This is a genomic window from Shinella sp. GW835-FHT14H05, from assembly GCF_058793575.1.
Window position 1 is genome coordinate 123,558 of record NZ_JBXAFY010000008.1, and the last position, 16,592, is coordinate 140,149.

Annotated in this window: 21 protein-coding genes and 1 pseudogene; 10 read left to right on the forward strand and 12 right to left on the reverse strand. The window is 64.7% G+C overall.

What is annotated here, in order from left to right; genetic code table 11:
* Positions 1-25 precede the first annotated feature (25 nt).
* The 3 genes from AC1Q6Z_RS22835 to AC1Q6Z_RS22845 are packed head-to-tail and all read right to left on the reverse strand — an operon-like array spanning position 26 to position 2,978.
* On the reverse strand, positions 26-769 hold the full coding sequence (locus AC1Q6Z_RS22835; protein WP_492649396.1) for an SDR family oxidoreductase: 744 nt from the start codon (positions 767-769) through the stop codon (positions 26-28).
* 2 nt (positions 770-771) lie between these two features.
* Positions 772-1,527, reverse strand: a complete 756-nt coding sequence (locus AC1Q6Z_RS22840; RefSeq protein ID WP_439618207.1) for a FadR/GntR family transcriptional regulator — start codon at positions 1,525-1,527, stop codon at positions 772-774.
* The gene (locus tag AC1Q6Z_RS22845) at positions 1,524-2,978 is read right to left on the reverse strand and encodes an FAD-binding oxidoreductase (protein ID WP_435268859.1); all 1,455 of its coding nucleotides are present in this window, start codon (positions 2,976-2,978) and stop codon (positions 1,524-1,526) included. Before AC1Q6Z_RS22845 ends, AC1Q6Z_RS22840 begins: the two co-directional genes overlap by 4 nt.
* A 161-nt stretch (positions 2,979-3,139) precedes the next feature.
* Here AC1Q6Z_RS22845 and gloA point away from each other — a divergent pair, with 161 nt between their 5' ends.
* Positions 3,140-3,556 (forward strand): lactoylglutathione lyase, encoded by a 417-nt coding sequence (gene gloA, locus AC1Q6Z_RS22850; RefSeq protein WP_492649397.1) that lies wholly within the window; start codon positions 3,140-3,142, stop codon positions 3,554-3,556.
* Between the two features lie 100 nt (positions 3,557-3,656).
* On the opposite strand, the gene AC1Q6Z_RS22855 is transcribed toward gloA, so the two are convergent.
* The 5 genes from AC1Q6Z_RS22855 to AC1Q6Z_RS22875 form a co-directional block, all read right to left on the reverse strand.
* On the reverse strand, positions 3,657-4,616 hold the full coding sequence (locus tag AC1Q6Z_RS22855) for an ABC transporter permease (protein ID WP_492649398.1): 960 nt from the start codon (positions 4,614-4,616) through the stop codon (positions 3,657-3,659).
* A 10-nt stretch (positions 4,617-4,626) separates the two neighbouring features.
* Positions 4,627-6,129 (reverse strand): sugar ABC transporter ATP-binding protein, encoded by a 1,503-nt coding sequence (locus AC1Q6Z_RS22860; RefSeq protein WP_492649399.1) that lies wholly within the window; start codon positions 6,127-6,129, stop codon positions 4,627-4,629.
* Between the two features lie 5 nt (positions 6,130-6,134).
* Entirely contained in the window at positions 6,135-7,118 is a 984-nt protein-coding gene (locus AC1Q6Z_RS22865; protein WP_492649400.1) for an ABC transporter permease, read from the reverse strand.
* 160 nt (positions 7,119-7,278) lie between these two features.
* Positions 7,279-8,361 carry a sugar ABC transporter substrate-binding protein gene (locus AC1Q6Z_RS22870; protein ID WP_435268864.1) on the reverse strand — a complete coding sequence of 361 codons (1,083 nt, stop codon included), beginning with the start codon at positions 8,359-8,361 and terminating at the stop codon, positions 7,279-7,281.
* 376 nt (positions 8,362-8,737) lie between these two features.
* Positions 8,738-9,742, reverse strand: coding sequence for an oxidoreductase (locus AC1Q6Z_RS22875; RefSeq protein WP_492649401.1), 1,005 nt, complete (start codon positions 9,740-9,742; stop codon positions 8,738-8,740).
* 102 nt (positions 9,743-9,844) lie between these two features.
* Here AC1Q6Z_RS22875 and AC1Q6Z_RS22880 point away from each other — a divergent pair, with 102 nt between their 5' ends.
* Entirely contained in the window at positions 9,845-10,777 is a 933-nt protein-coding gene (locus AC1Q6Z_RS22880; RefSeq protein ID WP_492649402.1) for an AraC family transcriptional regulator, read from the forward strand.
* 30 nt (positions 10,778-10,807) lie between these two features.
* On the opposite strand, the gene AC1Q6Z_RS22885 is transcribed toward AC1Q6Z_RS22880, so the two are convergent.
* The gene (locus AC1Q6Z_RS22885; RefSeq protein ID WP_492649403.1) at positions 10,808-11,125 is read right to left on the reverse strand and encodes an ArsR/SmtB family transcription factor; all 318 of its coding nucleotides are present in this window, start codon (positions 11,123-11,125) and stop codon (positions 10,808-10,810) included.
* A gap of 79 nt (positions 11,126-11,204) precedes the next feature.
* On the opposite strand from AC1Q6Z_RS22885, the gene AC1Q6Z_RS22890 reads away from it, so the two are divergent.
* Positions 11,205-11,555 carry a putative quinol monooxygenase gene (locus tag AC1Q6Z_RS22890; protein WP_492649404.1) on the forward strand — a complete coding sequence of 117 codons (351 nt, stop codon included), beginning with the start codon at positions 11,205-11,207 and terminating at the stop codon, positions 11,553-11,555.
* Positions 11,556-11,660: 105 nt separating this feature from the next.
* On the forward strand, positions 11,661-12,869 hold the full coding sequence (locus AC1Q6Z_RS22895) for an MFS transporter (RefSeq protein ID WP_492649405.1): 1,209 nt from the start codon (positions 11,661-11,663) through the stop codon (positions 12,867-12,869).
* A gap of 14 nt (positions 12,870-12,883) precedes the next feature.
* Here the strand turns inward: AC1Q6Z_RS22895 and AC1Q6Z_RS22900 are convergent.
* Positions 12,884-13,283 (reverse strand): annotated as a pseudogene (locus AC1Q6Z_RS22900) (fatty acid desaturase); the annotation flags it as partial.
* A 48-nt stretch (positions 13,284-13,331) separates the two neighbouring features.
* Here AC1Q6Z_RS22900 and AC1Q6Z_RS22905 point away from each other — a divergent pair.
* From AC1Q6Z_RS22905 to AC1Q6Z_RS22915, 3 genes are all read left to right on the forward strand, one after another.
* Positions 13,332-13,487 (forward strand): hypothetical protein, encoded by a 156-nt coding sequence (locus AC1Q6Z_RS22905; RefSeq protein WP_435268870.1) that lies wholly within the window; start codon positions 13,332-13,334, stop codon positions 13,485-13,487.
* 268 nt (positions 13,488-13,755) lie between these two features.
* Positions 13,756-14,121: a hypothetical protein gene (locus AC1Q6Z_RS22910; RefSeq protein WP_492649476.1), complete on the forward strand. Its 366-nt coding sequence runs from the start codon at positions 13,756-13,758 to the stop codon at positions 14,119-14,121.
* Positions 14,003-14,302, forward strand: coding sequence for an oligopeptide/dipeptide ABC transporter ATP-binding protein (locus AC1Q6Z_RS22915; protein ID WP_492649406.1), 300 nt, complete (start codon positions 14,003-14,005; stop codon positions 14,300-14,302). Before AC1Q6Z_RS22910 ends, AC1Q6Z_RS22915 begins: the two co-directional genes overlap by 119 nt.
* On the opposite strand, the gene AC1Q6Z_RS22920 is transcribed toward AC1Q6Z_RS22915, so the two are convergent.
* Positions 14,284-15,090, reverse strand: coding sequence for a phosphate/phosphite/phosphonate ABC transporter substrate-binding protein (locus tag AC1Q6Z_RS22920; protein WP_492649407.1), 807 nt, complete (start codon positions 15,088-15,090; stop codon positions 14,284-14,286). The genes AC1Q6Z_RS22915 and AC1Q6Z_RS22920 overlap by 19 nt on opposite strands.
* A gap of 86 nt (positions 15,091-15,176) precedes the next feature.
* On the opposite strand from AC1Q6Z_RS22920, the gene AC1Q6Z_RS22925 reads away from it, so the two are divergent.
* Together AC1Q6Z_RS22925 and AC1Q6Z_RS22930 are read left to right on the forward strand one after the other, a co-directional pair.
* Positions 15,177-15,407, forward strand: coding sequence for an FAD-dependent oxidoreductase (locus AC1Q6Z_RS22925; RefSeq protein ID WP_492649408.1), 231 nt, complete (start codon positions 15,177-15,179; stop codon positions 15,405-15,407).
* A gap of 6 nt (positions 15,408-15,413) precedes the next feature.
* Positions 15,414-16,049: an FAD-binding protein gene (locus tag AC1Q6Z_RS22930; protein WP_492649409.1), complete on the forward strand. Its 636-nt coding sequence runs from the start codon at positions 15,414-15,416 to the stop codon at positions 16,047-16,049.
* On the opposite strand, the gene AC1Q6Z_RS22935 is transcribed toward AC1Q6Z_RS22930, so the two are convergent.
* A complete protein-coding gene (locus tag AC1Q6Z_RS22935) occupies positions 16,042-16,359 on the reverse strand; it encodes a hypothetical protein (RefSeq protein WP_435268875.1) in 318 nt (105 codons plus the stop codon). The genes AC1Q6Z_RS22930 and AC1Q6Z_RS22935 overlap by 8 nt on opposite strands.
* Here AC1Q6Z_RS22935 and AC1Q6Z_RS22940 point away from each other — a divergent pair.
* Positions 16,358-16,576, forward strand: a complete 219-nt coding sequence (locus AC1Q6Z_RS22940; protein WP_492649410.1) for a hypothetical protein — start codon at positions 16,358-16,360, stop codon at positions 16,574-16,576. The genes AC1Q6Z_RS22935 and AC1Q6Z_RS22940 overlap by 2 nt on opposite strands.
* Positions 16,577-16,592: the final 16 nt, after the last annotated feature.

Here is a 16,592-nt window from a genome sequence, read left to right on the forward strand (position 1 = left end):
CTTGTTCCCGTGGAAATAAAGCGGATCAGGCGTTCGTCCAGCCGCCATCGATGACGACGGCGTTGCCGGTCATGAAGGCGGACTCGTCGCTGGCGAGGTAGACGACCAGTTCGGCGACTTCGCCAGCCGTGCCGAGCCGGCCCATCGGCTGGCGGCCGATGAAGGTGGCGCGGGCGGCATCATAGTCGCCGGTTGCGCGCATGCGGTCCTGCAGCGAGGGGCTTTCGATCGTGCCGGGGCAGATGGCGTTCACCCGGATGCCCTTCGTCACATAATCGACGGCCACCGACTTGGTAAGCCCGATGACGGCGGCCTTGGTCGTGCCGTAGATGAAGCGGTTCGGCGCGGCGATGACCGTCGAGGCGACCGACGCCATGTTGACGATCGACCCGCCGCCGCGCTCCAGCATGCCGGGCAGGAAGGCGCGGATCATGCGGTACATGGAGCGCACGTTGAGCGAGAGTGAGAAGTCGAAGGCGTCCTCGTCGCAGTCGAGGATCGTGCCGTTGTGCACATAGCCGGCGCAGTTGAAGAGGATGTCGGGTGCCGCAATCGAGGCGGCGAAGCGCTTGATCGCTTCCGGATCGAGCACGTCGAGGGCGCGTGTCTCCACGCCGGCCATGCCGTCAAGCGCCGCGAGCTTGCCGGCGTCGATGTCAGTCGCCACAACCCTTGCGCCCTCGCGCGCGAAGGCGAGCACGGTCGCGTGCCCCATGCCTTGCCCGGCGGCCGTGACGACGGCCGTCTTTCCCTGCAACCTGCCTGCCATGTTCATGATTCCTTTTCGAAATGATCGTCCGCGCCGTCGGGGTCGACAGTCGCGGCCGGGAGACCAACGCGGCGCGCGGCGCCTGCAAGATGCTCGGTCATGGCGCGCCGGGCGCCGTCGACATCGCCGGCCGCAATGGCATCCAGGATACTCTGGTGTTCGCCGAGCGTAATGCTCGCCAGATCATCCGAGCGCTGCTGGTGGCCGGAGGCGAGGATGCTGTCGCGCACCCGCTCCGAGGCGAACATCAGAAAGGGCGCCATGTAGGAATTCTGCGTGGCCGAGGCGACGGTGCGGTGGAATTCGAGGTCGGTCTTCAGCCAGGTGACGCTGCCATAGGGTGCTGCCGCCATGGTCGCCAGCGCCTCCTTCATCGCATCGATATCCGCGTCGGTGCGGCGCTGCGCGGCGATGCCCGCAATCTCCACTTCGAGGATGCCGCGGATCTCGAACAGGTTCTTGAAGGCATCCGCCTCCTGAAGGGAATCGTGGTCGATGGTGAGGACGGTGGTGTTCTGCGCATCGGCCACGAAGGCGCCGCGGCCCTGCTGCGACCAGATGCGCCCTTCCGACCGCAGCCGGGCGATCGCTTCGCGCACGACATTGCGGCTGACGCCAAAGGTCTGCGCCAGCGCCTGCTCGGTCGGCAGCTGGTCGCCCGGCTTCAGCCGCCCCTGCGCGATTTCGCGCGAGATGGAGCTTGCGACCAGCGTCGACAAATGCGGACCGCGATTGACCTTGTCGAGTTTCAGCATCATGGATCACCCCGTTCGTCCGTCTCTTCGGACGGCAGGAGTCTACCTATATTCATAATCGCCGCCGGATCGAGTGCCCGCTTGATGCGGAAGGCGAGATCGAGCGAAACGGGGTCCACCCGTTCGAGGAAAGCTGCCTGCTTGACGCGGCCGATGCCGTGCTCGGCGCTGAGCGAACCGTCGTAACGGTCGACCACGTCGAAGATCACCATCTCCGCCTCGTGGAACAGATGCTCGATATCGGCGGGATCGTCCATGCCGACCGGCGGCACGATGTTGAGATGGATGTTGCCGTCGCCGACATGGCCGTAGGTGACGGCGAGCGCCTGCGGGTGGCTTGCGGCCAAGGCCACAAGTGCATCGTCGACGAAGCCGGCAAGGCTGGAGATCGGCACGGAGACGTCGGTGCGCAGGTAACGCCCGCCGCGCCCCTGCGCTTCCACCATCACCTCGCGCAGCAGCCAGAGCTGCGCTGCCTGCGCCCGGCTCGTCGCCACCGCGCCGTCGACCACCAGATCGGAAGCACCGATCAGGAAATCCTCAAGGATGGCGCGCAGGTCGACGCGCCCGCCGGCCGAGGCCTCGATCAACACATAGACGGGGCAGACCGTCTCGAAGGGCTCGCGGAAATCGCTGCGGGCGGCAAGCGCGATCTCGATGCCGCCGCGCAGGATCAGCTCGAAGGCATTCAGCAGGTCGCTGCATTCGCGCCGCGCCCGGGCGTAAAGCTCCATGGCATCGGCAACCGAGCGCAGGCCGACCAGCGCGGTCTCGATCTGGCTGGGCTTCGGGAACAGCTTCAGCGACACCGCGGTGACGATGCCGAGCGTACCTTCGCTGCCAATGAAAAGCTGCTTGAGGTCATAGCCGCGGTTGTCCTTGCGCAGGAGCTTGAGGCCGTTCCAGATGCGGCCGTCGCTCAGCACCACTTCGAGGCCCAGCACCAGGTCGCGCGTCATGCCGTAGCGCAGCACGTTGAACCCGCCGGCATTGGTGGCAACGTTGCCACCGATCCGGCAGCTGCCCTGCGCGCCAAAAGTGATCGGCAGGATGCGGTCCTGCGCCTCCGCCGCAGCCTTGGCATCCTCCAGGATACAGCCGGCCTCGACGACCATGGCATAGTCGATGGGGCTGACGGAACGCACCCGGTTCATGCGGTCGAGCGACACGACGACCTCGTCGCGCGGCGTGGAGGCGACAGCCGCACCGACTAGCCCGGTCAGCCCGCCCTGCGGCACGACGCCGATGCCGTTTTGCGAACAGAGGGCGAGCAGGCTCGAGACGTCGGCGGTCGAGCGGGGCCGCGCGACGGCGAGCGGCAGGCCGTGGTGATCGCCCGTCCAGTCGCGCGTGTAGCGTTCCATGTCTTCCGGCGCGGTCAGGAGAAGGCCGGCCGGCAACTCCGCCAAAAGCGCCGCCAGCTTTTTTTCGCGCGCGGAACCCGCCACGTTCATCACTTCTTCTCCTCGCTCGCCCGAAGGGCTGGACAAGTATCCTACTTGCATGGTTATCATACAACACTGATAAGGAACATCAAGGGCGGCCACACTTTTTCCAAAGCCGTTCCGATGTGGAAGTCAGAATGAAAACTGCCACTTAATGGAGGAATGCCACCATGGCCGATGCACCGAGCCAGTTCCGCATGATGCACACGATGATCCGGGTTTTCGACCTCGACGCCTCGATCAAGTTCTACACCGAGCTTCTCGGCATGACGCTGCTGCGCCGCGACGACTATCCCGAGGGCAAGTTCACCAATGCCTTTGTCGGCTACGGTCCGGAAGAGACGGACACCGTCGTCGAGCTGACCTACAATTGGGGCCGCGAGGAGGGTTATGACCTCGGCACCGGCTTCGGGCACCTCGCGCTCGGCGTGCGCGACATCTACGCCGTCTGCAGCGCGCTGGAAAAGCAGGGCGCCCGCATTCCGCGTCCGCCTGGGCCGATGAAGCACGGCACGACGCACATCGCCTTCATCGAGGACCCGGACGGCTACAAGATCGAGCTGATCGACCTCGACACGATGTCCTGACCGCAAATAGCGGGGTCCTGATCGCCAATGGAGGGAGCCGCGCCCGATGGCGCGGCTCCCCAGCGGGCGAATGGGAGAGTTTCCGCCCGAACCGGCCATGTCACTTGATGACCGGGATCTTGCTGCGGTCAATGGTGATAGCGACCGCGATGATGAGCACGGCGCCGAACACCACGTTTTCCGCAAAGATGTTGACGCCGACGAAGGTCATGCCGATCCGTACGATCGAGATGATCAGCGCGCCGACGGCCGTGCGCGCCACACCGCCGAGCCCGCCGGTAATCGCCGTGCCGCCGACGATGACGGCGGCGATGGCCGGCAGCAGCAGCTGGTTGGCGAGGCTCGGCGATCCGCTTGAAAGGCGCGAGGCGAGGATGACCCCGGCTATGGCCGAGAGTGTTCCCGACAGGGCGAAGGCGACGATCTTCACGCGGTCGACATTGACGCCCGCCGCCAGCGCCGCCGGCTCGCCTGCCCCGACCGCGAAACTGTAGCGGCCGAACCGGGTGTAGCGCAGGACGAGGAAGCTTACGAGGCCGACGCCGGCCGCCAGGATCGCCACGACCGGAAGGCCGCCGACCGTGCCGTTGATCCACATCGTGTTCTGCCGCCCGGCCTCCTCGATGGTGATGGCGCGGCCTTGCGCGATCCACAGCGCGATGCCGGCGACGACGCCCCCCGTCGCCAGCGTCGCCACGAAGGACGGCACGCGCAGGCGCACATGCACGACACCGCTGAGGATGCCGAAGACGGTTCCCGCCGCGATCGCAACCGGAAAGGCAAGAATGCCGAGCGACGGCAAAAGCTGGGCGAGGATGACGCTCGCCAGCGACGCGACCGCCTGGATGGAGAGGTCGATGCCGCCGAGTAGGATGACGAAGGTGACGCCCGTCGCCAGGATGAAGAGGACGGCGGTGTTGGCGAGCAGCAGCGCCAGCGTCTCGCCCGTCAGGAAACCCGGCGAGCCGATCTCGACGATCACGATCAGCAGGACGAGCAGGGCTGGCGGAATGGCGCCCTGGAACCAGCCGGCCGCGATCCTATCGGAAAACTTCTTCATGGCCGTCTCCTCACACCATTTCCCGCACCAGATCGACCTGGTCCGGCTTGCTGCCCGCCGCCGCATCGAAATGCGCCGTCACCGCGCCGTCACGCATGACGAGCACCCGATGCGACAGGCCGATGGTCTCCTCCAGCGTGTCGGAGAGAAGCACGATCGCGATGCCCTGGTCGCAGAGGTCGCGCACGAGGTCGTAGACCTCCTCCTTCGCGCCGACATCGAGGCCGCGCGTCGGGTGGTCGAGGATGAGGATGCGCGAGCCCGCCGTCATCCATCGCGCGAGCACGACCTTCTGCTGGTTGCCGCCCGAAAGCTTGCGGCAGGCGACATCGGGGCCGGGCGCCTTGATCTTCAGCTTCTTTATCCACTCCGCCGCCAGCCGCCGTTCCTTGCCATAATCGATGGCGCCGCCGCGCATGACGCTGGAAAGATCGGGGAGCGAGATGTTTTCGGCAATCGACAGGAACATCACCAGCCCCTCATAGCGGCGCTCGCGCGGGATGTAGCCGATGCTCTTCTTCACCGCCTGTTCCGGCGAGGTGAACCGCACCTCCTCGCCGCGGACCTTCAGCACGCCTTCGCTCTGCGGCATGAAGCCGCCGAGCGTGCGGCTCAGCTCCTCGCGGCCGGAGCCGACGACGCCGGCAATGCCGAGGATTTCGCCGGCATGGATCTTGAAATCCAGGTTGTGGAAGGCGCCCTTGACGCCGAGGCCATTGGCTTCGAGCACCACGTCGGGGCGCGGCGGCTTCTGGCGCGGCTCCTTGTAATATTCCGTCTGGAGGCCGCGGCCGACCATGATCTCGTGCAGCTGCGGCGCCGTCACATCGGAAGCCTTGTGCTCGGCGACCACCTCGCCGTCCTTCATCGTATAGACGCGGTCGGAGATGCGCAGCACCTCGTCGAGCCGGTGCGAGACGAAGACGAAGCTGGCGCGCGATTTGAGCGCGCGCACCCGATCGAACAGCACCTCGATATCGGCGGCGGTCAGCACCGAGGTCGGCTCGTCGAGCAGGATGACGAGCTGGCGCGACACCGATTCCTCCAGCGTCAGCGCCTTGGCGAGCTCCACCATCTGGCGGGCGGCGAAGGACAGTTCGGCGGTGCGCGTCGTCACATCGATGTCGACGCCGATCTTGGCAAGCTGCCGGCGCGCGGCCGCGCGCATCGCTCGCCAGTTGACGATGCCGAAGCGGGTGAACCGGTCTTCCTGGCCGAGATAGATGTTTTCGGCGACCGACATGTTGAGGAGCAGCGACTGTTCCTGGAACACCATGCCGATGCCGTGCAGCGCCGCGTCGCGCGTGCCGCGCAGGCGCAGCGGCTCGCCATCGAGCGTCAGCGTGCCGCTGTCGGGCCGCAGCGTGCCGGCCAGCGTGCGCATCAGCGTCGACTTGCCGGCGCCGTTCTCGCCGATCAGGCCGATCACCTCGTTCGGCCTGATCTCGATGGAGACATCCTTGAGCGCCTTCACGCCCAGGAAGGATTTGGAGATTGCGTTCACGCTCAGCATGGCGGTCACTTCACGATCTTGAGGCGCAGGCGGTCCAGCGAAAGCGCGACCGCCGCGATGATCAGCAGGCCCTGCACGGTCTGCTGCACGTAGGGGGAAATGCCGAGCAGCACCATGCCGTTGGCAAGCACCGTGACGATGAGGACGCCGGCGAGCGTGTTCAGCACGCCGCCCTCGCCGCCCGTCAGCGCCGTGCCGCCGACGACGACGGCCGTGACGGCGGCAAACAGCCGACCGTCGGCGATGACGGCGTTCGACTGGCCGAGCTGTGCCGCGGACAGCACGCCCGCCACGCCGAAGAAGAAGCCGGCCACGCCGAAGGCAAGGATGCGCACCCGCACGAGGCTGACACCAGAGAGTTCGGCCACGTCCTCGCCGCCGCCGATCGCCACGATATGGCGGCCGAGCCTTGTATGATACTGGATCACCACCGCCAGCAGGAAGGCGGCAAGAGCCACGAAGACCGCCAGCGGGAAACCGAGGAAACGCTCCAGCGAAAGCGCGCGAATGGAGGCATCCGACAGCCGCACGGCCGACCCGCCGAGCATGTAGACCGATATGCCGAGCCCGATGAACCACATGCCGAGCGTCGCCATGAAGGAGGGGATGCGCAGCATCGTCTGGATGAGGCCGTTGAGCAGACCGATCGCGACACTCGCGGCGATCGCCACCAGCACGGCCAGCCAGCCGTAATCGTTGCCGTTGAGGTCGTTGGCGGCAAGCATCACGAGCACCATCGCCGAGACCGACAGGGCACCCTCGACGGACAGGTCGATGCTGCCCATCAGGATGATGAAGGTCATGCCCATGGCGAGCGTCAGCGGCACCGCCGCGGAGTTGGCGATGCGGATGAGATTGCGCGGCTCAATGAAATTCGGGTTGGCGATCGCGATGAGCACGCAGAGAACGATGAGCACGACCAGAGGGGCGAACCGGCGCAAGGCCTTGCCCCCGCCCCTTCCCGCAAAACGCGCGAACAAGCCTCGCATGGTCGATGCCTCCCCCGCGTGTTCCACGACCTTCATGCTGTCAGAATTGGCAGTCAAAGGAAACACTCCGCTTCAAAGGCTGAAAGGTCGCCGGCGAAGCGATCGCCGGCGACAAAACCCGGCGCGCCGCGCCGGGTCCTTGGGAAGATGGATGCTCTCGTCAGGTCCGGATCTGGCCGACGACACGACCCCACAGGTCGTTCCAGTCGATCGTCGGCTGCGCCTCGACATTCGTCTTGTAATATTCCTCGACATTGTCCTTGGTGATCGCGACGACCTTGCCGTAGAACTCGCGATGCTCCGGCGGCTCCGCCGTCGGATCGAGCTTCTTGGTCAGCGCCGCCAGGCCGAGCGCAAGGCCGATGCCCCCCTGCCAGAACGGGTCGGAGGTGATGGTGCAGGCGAATTCGCCGCTGCGCACCGCATCCACCGCCGCCTTGATGCCGTCGATGCCGACCACCGGCACCTTGCCGGCAAGGCCTTCCGCGCGAAGCGCTTCCAGCGCGCCGGTGCCCATGTCGTCGTTCGCCGCCCAGATGCCCTTGATCTCGTCGCCGAAGCGGGTGAGCAGGTTGCCCGTCAGGTCGAAGGCTTCGGTGGATTTCCAGTTGGCGACCTGGAAATCGAGCAGCTTGATGTTCGTATTGGCGGCCAGCGCCTCATCGAGGCCCTTCTTGCGCTCGATGGCCGCCGTCGTCGAGATCATGCCGCCGAGCGCCACGATGCCGCCCGATCCGCCGATCGCGCTGAACAGCACTTCCGCAATCTGCTTGCCGCTGGCGATGCCGTCGAATTCGATATGCGAAACGTAGTTCGGGTTGAAATCGACCGGATGCAGGTCGGCCGGCTTGTTCCACTGCGTGACCACATAGGCGCCCGCCGCCTTGCAGGCCTCGACGATCGGACGGGCGTCCGGCGTGTCGTTCGGATCCGAGTTCAGCACCATGTTGCCACCGGTCTTGGCGAGCATGGCCTTGATGTCGGCGATGCCCTTCTCGCTGTTGCCTTCGGAGACGAGCGTGACATGCTCAAGCCCGACCGACTTGGCGAAAGCCTCGGCGCCGGACTTCCAGACGGCATGGTAAGGATTGGAAAGCGAACGGATCGACGTGACCAGCGTCGGCGCGCCTTGCGCGAAGATGCGCCCGGGCATGGCGGCGACCGCCAGGCCAGAAGCCGCGCCGAGCAGCAGCGTGCGCCGCTTCATCGTTCCGAAATGTGCAAATTGACTTCCATCAGTCATTCTCGTTCCTCCCGTGAAACAATGGAAATTCCGTTCCCCGCCGGTTCGGCCCGGCTGCCTGAACCCTTTGCGCAGTCGTCGTCCAAAACTCCTATGTTGTACGACAACCCTTCAACACGATAACCATACCCTTGATCGCGACGACGCACAAGGGACTTGAGAATGTCCGTGCGAAAGGGAAACAAAATTCCTCGTGAACGCTGATGGAAAGGGTATGCCGGATGTTTTTGGCAGGGGCCGGCGCGGTCCCGGGTGCGCGGTCGAAGTCGCTCGGCTGCAAGAATAACGTTACAGTGCCGTCCAAACAATTGTGGCGGCAAACAATGCCGCCACCAATCTCTTCGGGTGATCTATAGCTCTCGCAGAATGGCTGGGCTCAAGCCGGCAGGCTGCTTCCCGTCATGGCCTCGCTGAGCTTCCACAGCCGCTCTGCCGAGGCCGGGTCGATGGCATAGGGAGCCACTTTGGACGTCCGCCGGTCGCGGCCTTCGAGCGTCATCGTGACCTTGCCGTCTTCGAGCTCCGCAATATCCGAGCTGGCGCAGAAGACACCGCCCTTGTCATCGAGCTGTGGGCTGACTGCGCACCAGACATGGGTGGCGGCACCCTGCGGGATGGATTTCATGTCGCGGTCGGGATCGATGACCGGCTCCCCGTTGGCGTCGAGATTGCCCATCTCCTTCAGCCGCTCGACCGACAGATGCTTGGCAAGGCCGGTTATGATGCCGCCCGGATGCAACGAGAACGCACGAATGCCATGCTCGCGGCCGCGCCGGTCAAGCTCGACCGCAAACAGAATGTTGGCGGTCTTCGACTGACCGTAGGCGTTCCACGGGTCATAGGCCCGGTTTTCATAGTTGATGTCGTCCCAGACGATATCCGAGAAGCGATGCCCCATGGACGAGACGGAGACGACGCGCGCACCGTTCGCGCGGATGAGCGCCGGCCAGAGCCGCAGCGTCAGCTGAAAATGACCAAGATGATTGGTCGAGAACTGCATCTCGTTTCCATGGGCATCCTGCGTGCGTTCGGGCACGGCCATGATGCCGGCGCTGTTGATCAGGATGTGGAGCGGCAGGCCCGACTGGACGATGCCGCGGGCAAAAGCATCGATCGAGGCCGGGTCCGTGAGGTCCATCGGCTGGACCTCGATGCCGCCGCCGATCTCGGCGATCGCCCGGCGGGCGCGCTCGACATCCCGCGCCGGCACGATGACGCGCGCACCAGCGGAGGCCAGCGTACGGGCGGCTTCGAGGCCAAGACCGGCATAACCGCCCGTGACGATGGCAAGCTTGCCGGTCAGGTCGATACCACGGATGACGTCGATCGAGGTCGTGTAGGCTAAAAAGCCCGATCCAAGCGGTTTCTGGGGCGTGGTCATTGTTGCAAACTCCGGTGGTTGATCGCTATGGCTTGGATATGCGCTCTTCTTCCTGTATTTTGAATGCGCAATAATCCCTCATTCTATAGCCAGAGTTCAGAAATGGCCCGTGATCCCCTGTCCCAAACCCTTGAACTGATCGATGCCCGGATGATCTATGCCGGTGGCTTCATCGGCGGTGGCGACTGGTCGATCCGGTTCGATCCGCCGCGCAAGATCAAGTTCTTCGTGATCGGACGCGGCTCCTGCCTTCTGGTGCTCGACGGAACCGCGACACCGTTCCCGCTAGAAGCCGGCGACGTCTTCCTCCTGACACGCAATGCCGGTTTCACCGTGACGACCGACCTGTCGCTGGCGCCGAAGCCGGCGCATGCGATTTTTGCGGGCGCTGGCGCGGCGATCGTACCGGTCGGCCAAGGCGACGATTTCCTGTTCCTCGGCGGCCATCTCGACACCGATCACGCGGGCGGGCGGCTGATGGTGGAAAGTCTGCCGGATTTCCTGCACATCCCCGCCTCGCAGAGCGGCGCAGGCCGCCTTGGCGCGCTGATCGGGGAATTGGTCGAAGAGGCCGCGGGGCGTGCTCCCGGAGCGGAAATGGCCTGCTCCAGCCTCGCGCACCTGCTGCTGATCCAGATCCTGCGCCGCCACCTCGCGGCCGCCGCTCAGATCGAGCCCGGCTGGCTGCGCGTCGCCTGCGACCCGCGGCTTGTGCCGGCATTGGCGCTGATGCAGGGCAACCTTGGGCACTCCTGGAGCTTGCCGGAACTCGCCCGTGCCGCCGCCATGTCGCGGACCGCCTTCGCGACGCATTTCCGGGCCGTCGCCGGCATTCCGCCGCTTGCCTATCTGACCGAGTGGCGCATGCGCCAGGCAGACCGCGCGCTGCGCCGCGGCGGCAGTTCCGTCGCCGAGATCGCCCATTCGGTGGGCTACAGTTCGGAAGCGGCATTCAGCGCAGCCTTCAAGCGCGTCATGGGACGCTCACCGCGGCGCACCGCCCGGACGAGTAGCCGAGAGCTGGATGCGGCGTAACATGTCGGCTTAATGGGATTCCCACACCGTTCAGGCGCTCGCCTTCCCCGCAGCGACGAGATTGAGCAAGCCCGGCAGGCGCCGATCGATCTCGTCGCGCCTCAGCGTCGCCGCCCGGCTGTTGCCTCGGTCGACCTGACGGATCAGCCCCGCCTCGCGAAGAACGCGAAAATGGTGTGTCAGCGTCGCCTTACTGACCGGCAGTCCGAAGGAAACGCAGGTGCGCTCCGTTCCGGCCGGCGCCAGCGCCAGTTCCATGACGACCTGCCGCCGCAGCGGGTCCGCCAGCGCCGACAGGACGCTGCCAAACGCGATCTCCTCCTCGTCAGGATGACCTTCATGATCCATGCGAACACTCCAAGGTATGGATTGCATCATACCTTATGCAATGATAGGTACGGTGCAATTCATACCAAAAGGAAATGCCATGTCGAGCCCGGCCTTCACCCTTCCCGCACGAGGCACAGATGAAATCGGCCCCTATGCGCTTGCCGGACAAGCCCGCGCCAAGGCAGGCATGGCCGACGCCCTGGAAACTGCCCTGCTTGCCCTCGTCGACCCGACGCGCGAGGAAGACGGCGTTTTGCAGTACCATGTCCATCGCGACCGCGCCGATCCGGATCTCTTTGTCTTTTACGAGGTCTGGGCAAGCACGGCGCATCTCGAGGCGCACCTCTCGCAGCCCTATGTGAAAGAGTTCCTTGCCAAGCGCCACACGATGCTCGCCGGCGATATGGATGTGCGCTGGCTGCGCATGGCGAGCCCCTATCCGGCTTGATATCTTTCACTTGAAAGTACCGGCAGCCCTTGCCCTGATGAGCGGAAGAACAATACGATCTGAGTCGGATACTTTATGTTTTTCCGAAAGATCACGAAAACAGCTATGACAGCCGCCGTTCCCACCGCCTCGCGTGCCAAAACCCACCTTGCCGTTCTGGTCGTTCTGGGTTTCAGCCATCTCCTCAACGACCTGATGCAATCGCTCATCCCGGCCGCCTATCCGATCCTGAAGGATGCCTATGCGCTGGATTTCGTGCAGATCGGCATGATCACCATGACCTTCCAGATTGCCGGATCGCTGCTGCAGCCGGCCATCGGCATGGTGACGGACAAACATCCGGCCCCCTATTCGCCGGTCGTCGGCATGATGTTCACCCTTTCCGGGCTCGTCAGCCTCGCATTTGCGCACAGCTATGCGGTTATCCTCGTCTCGGTCGCCCTGATCGGCATCGGATCCTCCATCTTCCACCCGGAAGCGACGCGCATGGCGCGCTACGCGGCCGGCGGCCGGCAGGGACTGGCGCAGGGGCTCTTCCAGGTGGGCGGCCAGGCCGGCGGCGCGCTCGGCCCGGTGTTTGCGGCGCTCATCATCGTGCCATGGGGCCAACCGAGCCTCGCATGGTTCGCCGTGCTTGCTTTGCTGGCCATGGCGCTCCTGCTCTGGATCGGCAGCAAACAGCGCCAGATTAGCGCAGAATTCGCGGCCCTGCGGGCGAATGGCAAGAAGGTGGGCGGCACGGTCCGTCACGCTCCCGCTACGATCGGCCTGGCCCTGGTGGTTCTGACCCTGCTGATGTTCACCAAGAACGCGTATGGCGAAAGCTTCCGGTCGTTCTACACGTTCTACCTCATGGAGAGGTTCGGTCTCTCCATCCCGTCGGCACAGATGATGCTGTTCATCTTCCTGCTGGCCTCGGCCGCGGGCGCGCTTATCGGCGGGATTATTGGCGATCGGATCGGGCGCTATCGGATCATCTGGATTTCCGTCCTGGGGCCGCTTCCCCTGACGCTGCTCCTGCCGCACGTCGATCTGTTCTGGACGGGCGTGCTCACCGTGCTGATCAACCTGATCATGGCAAGCGCCTTCGCCTCGATCCTGATCTACGCCATCGAGCTTCTGCCGCACCGCATCGGACTGATCGGCGGGCTGTTTTACGGCCTGAACTTCGGCCTCGGCGGCATCGCCGCCGCCCTTCTCGGAATTCTCGCTGACAGCTACGGCGTCGAGACGGTGTATTATATCTGCTCTTTCCTCCCGCTCGCGGGCCTGCTCGCCTGGTTTCTTCCGAAGATCGAAGAGGGTAAGCCTTAGCCGAAGCGGAGCGGTCAAAACACCCTGAGTTCCGCCGAATGCGGGTCGTCAGCCTCGTAGACGTCCTCAGTGACCGTGAAATCGGATTGCGTGTGGCGAGGATGGCGGGGGGCATCATGCGGCTTCAGCAGGAAGCGGCGTGCCACGTCGAGATAGCCGTCATAGACCAGGCCGCCATTGATCTCGATCAGCGCATCCCTGTACCGATGGAACGCCTGGCCGCTTGTGGTGCAGCACATGCAGGTTGTTGTAGAGGAACAGCAGCCCGAACAGCGGGCTGTTTTCGACGATCGCCGTGCGTTCGTCGTGGTGGTCGGCATAGCGATGCTCGGCGAAGGACCGCAGCCTGGAAAGCGCCGTTGCGATATAGACGAAGCCGAAAAGATAGAGCCAGAGCGGCATGCCGACAAGGATCTCGCCATCCTAGACCCGGCCAACCGCTCCGGCCCGGTCGATCTCAACGTGATCTGGTCGGTGCAGCAGGGCCTGATCTCCTTCAAGCCGGGCTCGCCCGAATGGGAGCTCGATGCCGCCGAAGAGCTGGAGCAAGTGTCGGACAAGGAAATCCGCTTCAAGCTGCGCAGTAGCCTCGCCTCTACCGGCGGCTACGCGACCTGACGGCGGAAGATATGAAGTTCTCTTTCGAACGCTTCATCAAGCCGGATAGCGAAGGCAAGCCCGTTACCTATGCCAAGGACTGGTCCGCGCTCGACCGCGTTGACGTGACCGGCCCGCTCGAAGGCCGCATCATCCTGACGAACCCGGCGCCGGCACTCTATACGATTGCGCTCCCCGATGGCTCGGCCGCATCCTCTCCAGGAAGGCTTTCGAAGCGCTCGGCGAAAAGGCGATCGCCACGAAGCTGATCGGCAGCGGCCCCTATGCGCTGAAGGAATGGACGCCGCGCGAACAGTTCGTGCTTGAAATCAATCCCGACCATAAAGGTCCGATCCAGTCGCACTTCCAGCAGATCGTCGGCAAGCCGATCGGCGAGCAGAAGACCGCGGAAATCGCCTTTCAATTCGGCGAGAATCGCCTTCACCGCGATCGACGCGGAAAGCGGCAAGGCACTCGCCGCCGCGCCGCCAGACGGGCGGCGGGCACGTGTTCTCCTGCTGGCTGGAGGCCGCGTGATGGTGGCACCGGTTCTCACCCTGAAGGATACGGTGGTCCGCTACGACCGGCTGACCGCCGTCGACGGAATTTCGCTGGAGCTCCGCCGCCGGCGCGAGCGCATCGTGCTGTCCGGTGAATTGCCGAGCCCGAGCAATCCGCCATCCGGATGCCGCTTCCACAAACGCTGCCCCCTCGCCCAGCCGAAATGCGCGGCCGAAGTGCCCGCCCTCCAGGCCGGAACGGGTGGCCGCAGTGTCGCCTGCCATTTTCCGCTCGCCGCGGAACCGGCCGTCCTCTCTCAAGCGATGGCGGGGTAGCCATGGCGCGCAGCATCCCGATCCAGCTCCGCCAGGACCTCGTAGTCGGCATCGCCGAGCAGGCTGATGTCGCGCAGCGAGAGCGTATCGCAGACTTCGGCAAGTGCGGGATCGGCAATGGTCTGCGCCAGCGCGCGCCGCAGGGTTGCCAGGTCCGCTGCCGACGTCGAGGCGGCGGTAATGAAGGGCAGGCCCGGCCCCTTCGCCGTTTCCGCCAGGATACGCACGCCGGCGACACGCTCGGGATCGAAGCGCAGAGTGTTGCCGAAGGTCACGCAGTCGATCGCCGCGACATCGGCCGCCCCGCTCGAAACGGCATCGATGCTCGCCCGATGGCCGCCGGTCTCCAGCACGGAGGCGAAGACGCGCCCATCCACTGCATGCGGCGCCACGAAAGCGCGAAACAGGTTGTAGCCGGAATTACTGCCGGGCTCGTTGATCGCGGCCCGCCCGCCCCTCAGCTCCTCGATCGACTGTGCGGAGGACGCTGCATTCACGATGATGAAGCTGCATTTGAGCGGACCATCGCAGCCGGGAAGCCCGTAAACGGGGGAAGCGACCAGCTGCACCTTGCCGCGCAGATGCTGGACGTAGGGATAGCCGCAGGTCTGGCCGAACAGCAGGTCCGGGCGAAGCCACGCTTCGTCGTAGCGCACACCGTCGTCAAGCGCTTGGGGCGCATCAAGCCCAAAGTCCCGCAGCCGCGTGCCGAGCGCCTCCCAAAACAGCCGCGTCGCCTGCGCGACCGGCTCCGGGCTAACATACATGGCGAGGCTGGCGATGGGCATGGACGAACTCCAGAAACAACTCAAAAACCTATGCAATACATAGATTTAAACCGCAATAAGATTTCTTACCTCAAAGGATTTCTGTCATGACGCTGCCCTCGCAAGACGCCGACTTTACCACCACACCTGCAACCGAGATCGCCTGCGACGTGCTCGTGATCGGCGGTGGTCCGGCGGGATGCTGGGCAGCGCTTGAAGCCGCGGCAAGCGGTGCCAAGGTTGTCCTGATCGACAAGGGCTATTGTGGCAGTTCCGGCGCCACCGCCTCCGCCGGCACCCAGATCTGGTACGTGCCGCCGGACCCAGAGGAGCGGTAAGCGGCGATGGCAAGTCGCGAGGCGATGGGCGGTTACCTCTCCGAGCGCTCGTGGATGGTGCCCGTCCTCGACAAGACCTATGAAAGCGTCAATCGGCTGGCGGACTGGGGTTATCCCTTCCCCGTCAACGAAAAGGGCGAGCAGCAACGCCTTTCCGTCCAGGGGCCGGAATATATGCGGCTGATGCGCCGCAAGGTGAAGAATGCCGGCATCACAATCCTCGACCACCATCCTGCTACCCGGCTGGTGAGCGATGGCGCCGCAGTCATGGGCGCGACGGGCCTGCGCCGGCAGGAAGGTGGCCACTGGGCGGTCCAGGCAGGCGCGGTCTTGCTGGCAACGGGCGGCTGCGCCTTCATGAGCAAGGCGCTCGGCTGCGACGTGCCGACGGGCGGCGGCTACCTGATGGGCGCGGAGGCGGGCGTCGAACTCTCCGGCATCGAGTTCTCCTCCGCCTACGCCATATCGCCGGCCTTCGCCTCGAGCACCAAGATGGCGCTCTATCGCTTTGCCCAGTTCTACCGCCGGGATGAAAGCCTGATCGAGCGCGCAGGCTCTGCCTGTGGCCGCTCGATCATCGCCCGCATCCTGCTTCCGAGCCCGTCTATGCCCCGCTCGATCTTGCTGAAACGGATCAGGTGAAGGCGATCCTGCGGCTGACCGCCTCGCCTGTACCGCCACCGTTGCCGGCTTTAATGCCGCGAGCGACAATGCCACCCGCGAACCGATCTGCGGCGCTGCAACTGCGCCAGGCCCAGGCCGCCGTGAGGCAGGAGACGACCGATCCGGGGGTATACAGGGAGGCCGCCGAATAATGATCGAGGTTCCCAATACCGACACCTGCACGGACTGCATTCTCTGCGTCCAGGGTCTGGCCCACCAATGTCTTCGAGGCGATGCCCGAAGGACCGCCGCTGATCCTGCGGCAGGCATCCTGCCAGACCTGCTTCATGTGCGAGGTTTATCGCCCGGTCGATGCACTCTATGTCGATCCGGATGCCGAAGCCGTGCATGGGCTGACGGTCGAGGGAGCAAGCCGTTCGGCAGCTACCGCAAGGCGATCGGCCGGCAGAAGTAAACCCGCCACCGCCCTCACATCGACGACCATTTCCGCCTGCCACAGTGATGGCAGAGGCTCGATGACCGGATCGAAGAATTTGGTCGGTTGATCGCCCGACACCAAAC

Bases quoted from the DNA above. Each gene is read 5' to 3' on its own strand.
- AC1Q6Z_RS22880 (WP_492649402.1), top strand. From the start codon at position 9,845: ATGGCCCGTGATCCCCTGTCCCAAACCCTTGAACTGATCGATGCCCGG.
- AC1Q6Z_RS22940 (WP_492649410.1), top strand. From the start codon at position 16,358: ATGTGCGAGGTTTATCGCCCGGTCGATGCACTCTATGTCGATCCGGAT.
- gloA (WP_492649397.1), top strand. From the start codon at position 3,140: ATGGCCGATGCACCGAGCCAGTTCCGCATGATGCACACGATGATCCGG.
- AC1Q6Z_RS22920 (WP_492649407.1), bottom strand. From the start codon at position 15,090: ATGCCCATCGCCAGCCTCGCCATGTATGTTAGCCCGGAGCCGGTCGCG.
- AC1Q6Z_RS22860 (WP_492649399.1), bottom strand. From the start codon at position 6,129: ATGCTGAGCGTGAACGCAATCTCCAAATCCTTCCTGGGCGTGAAGGCG.
- AC1Q6Z_RS22865 (WP_492649400.1), bottom strand. From the start codon at position 7,118: ATGCGAGGCTTGTTCGCGCGTTTTGCGGGAAGGGGCGGGGGCAAGGCC.
- AC1Q6Z_RS22935 (WP_435268875.1), bottom strand. From the start codon at position 16,359: ATGAAGCAGGTCTGGCAGGATGCCTGCCGCAGGATCAGCGGCGGTCCT.
- AC1Q6Z_RS22930 (WP_492649409.1), top strand. From the start codon at position 15,414: ATGGCAAGTCGCGAGGCGATGGGCGGTTACCTCTCCGAGCGCTCGTGG.
- AC1Q6Z_RS22885 (WP_492649403.1), bottom strand. From the start codon at position 11,125: ATGGATCATGAAGGTCATCCTGACGAGGAGGAGATCGCGTTTGGCAGC.
- AC1Q6Z_RS22895 (WP_492649405.1), top strand. From the start codon at position 11,661: ATGACAGCCGCCGTTCCCACCGCCTCGCGTGCCAAAACCCACCTTGCC.
- AC1Q6Z_RS22875 (WP_492649401.1), bottom strand. From the start codon at position 9,742: ATGACCACGCCCCAGAAACCGCTTGGATCGGGCTTTTTAGCCTACACG.
- AC1Q6Z_RS22915 (WP_492649406.1), top strand. From the start codon at position 14,003: ATGGTGGCACCGGTTCTCACCCTGAAGGATACGGTGGTCCGCTACGAC.
- AC1Q6Z_RS22855 (WP_492649398.1), bottom strand. From the start codon at position 4,616: ATGAAGAAGTTTTCCGATAGGATCGCGGCCGGCTGGTTCCAGGGCGCC.
- AC1Q6Z_RS22890 (WP_492649404.1), top strand. From the start codon at position 11,205: ATGTCGAGCCCGGCCTTCACCCTTCCCGCACGAGGCACAGATGAAATC.
- AC1Q6Z_RS22835 (WP_492649396.1), bottom strand. From the start codon at position 769: ATGGCAGGCAGGTTGCAGGGAAAGACGGCCGTCGTCACGGCCGCCGGG.
- AC1Q6Z_RS22925 (WP_492649408.1), top strand. From the start codon at position 15,177: ATGACGCTGCCCTCGCAAGACGCCGACTTTACCACCACACCTGCAACC.
- AC1Q6Z_RS22870 (WP_435268864.1), bottom strand. From the start codon at position 8,361: ATGACTGATGGAAGTCAATTTGCACATTTCGGAACGATGAAGCGGCGC.
- AC1Q6Z_RS22840 (WP_439618207.1), bottom strand. From the start codon at position 1,527: ATGATGCTGAAACTCGACAAGGTCAATCGCGGTCCGCATTTGTCGACG.
- AC1Q6Z_RS22845 (WP_435268859.1), bottom strand. From the start codon at position 2,978: ATGAACGTGGCGGGTTCCGCGCGCGAAAAAAAGCTGGCGGCGCTTTTG.